This window comes from Streptomyces carminius (assembly GCF_002794255.1).
In the GTDB taxonomy this organism is placed as follows: domain Bacteria; phylum Actinomycetota; class Actinomycetes; order Streptomycetales; family Streptomycetaceae; genus Streptomyces; species Streptomyces carminius.
Genome location: NZ_PGGW01000054.1, coordinates 341 through 1,926, shown reverse-complemented (window position 1 = coordinate 1,926; position 1,586 = coordinate 341). Strand labels below are relative to the sequence as shown.

Annotated in this window: 1 rRNA gene (cut by a window edge); it reads left to right on the top strand. The window is 60.0% G+C overall.

The annotated features are described in order from the left end of the window. Nucleotides 1–306 precede the first annotated feature (306 nt). Nucleotides 307–1,586 (top strand): 23S ribosomal RNA (locus tag CUT44_RS33550); its annotated part runs 340 nt beyond the window's last position; the annotation flags it as partial.

The following is a 1,586-nucleotide window of genomic DNA, read 5'->3' as shown; positions in this document are numbered from 1 at the left end:
CCGGGTTGCCGGGTCTGGTGGTCCAGGGGCCACTACGCCGGCGCACGTTCGGCGGTGGTTGCTCATGGGTGGAACGTTGACTAGTCGGCATCGTGGGGATGGTTTCCCTGTCCAGTACTGCTCCTGTTGGGGCGTGGAACGGCGGGGAGGGTGTTCTCCGGTGTCGGGCGCGCTGTTGGGTGTCTGAGGGCACGGCCGTATGGCTGGTGTCTTCGGTGCCGGTCCCGGTGTACTCGCTCGTTGGTGGGCGGGGTGGCGGGTGGCTGGTCGTTGTTTGAGAACTGCACAGTGGACGCGAGCATCTGTGGCCAAGTTGTTAAGGGCGCACGGTGGATGCCTTGGCACCAGGAACCGATGAAGGACGTGGGAGGCCGCGATAGGCCCCGGGGAGCTGTCAACCGAGCTGTGATCCGGGGGTGTCCGAATGGGGAAACCCGGCAGTCGTCATGGGCTGTCACCCGCTGCTGAACACATAGGCAGTGTGGAGGGAACGCGGGGAAGTGAAACATCTCAGTACCCGCAGGAAGAGAAAACAACCGTGATTCCGGGAGTAGTGGCGAGCGAAACCGGAGGAGGCTAAACCGTTTACGTGTGAGACCCGGCAGGGGTTGCGTAGGCGGGGTTGTGGGATCTCTTTTTTCACGGTCTGCCGGCTGTGAGGCGAGTGAGAAACCGTTGATGTAGGCGAAGGGCATGCGAAAGGCCCGGCGTAGAGGGTAAGACCCCCGTAGCTGAAACGTCAGCGGCTCGTTGGAGAGACACCCAAGTAGCACGGGGCCCGAGAAATCCCGTGTGAATCTGGCGGGACCACCCGTTAAGCCTAAATATTCCCTGGTGACCGATAGCGGATAGTACCGTGAGGGAATGGTGAAAAGTACCGCGGGAGCGGAGTGAAAGAGTACCTGAAACCGTGTGCCTACAAGCCGTGGGAGCGTCGCCGTGAGTGCTTGCGCTTGCGGTCGTGACTGCGTGCCTTTTGAAGAATGAGCCTGCGAGTTTGCGGTGCGTTGCGAGGTTAACCCGTGTGGGGGAGCCGTAGCGAAAGCGAGTCCGAACAGGGCGGTTGAGTAGCGTGTCCAAGACCCGAAGCGGAGTGATCTAGCCATGGGCAGGGTGAAGCGGCTGTAAGAGGTCGTGGAGGCCCGAACCCACCAGGGTTGAAAACCTGGGGGATGACCTGTGGTTAGGGGTGAAAGGCCAATCAAACTCCGTGATAGCTGGTTCTCCCCGAAATGCATTTAGGTGCAGCGTCGTGTGGTGCTTGCCGGAGGTAGAGCACTGGATAGGCGATGGGCCCTACCGGGTTACTGACCTTAGCCAAACTCCGAATGCCGGTAAGTGAAGAGCACGGCAGTGAGACTGTGGGGGATAAGCTCCATGGTCGAGAGGGAAACAGCCCAGAGCATCGACTAAGGCCCCTAAGCGTGTGCTAAGTGGGAAAGGATGTGGAGTCGCAGAGACAACCAGGAGGTTGGCTTAGAAGCAGCCATCCTTGAAAGAGTGCGTAATAGCTCACTGGTCAAGTGATTCTGCGCCGACAATGTAGCGGGGCTCAAGCACACCGCCGACGTCGTGTCGTTCCAGCA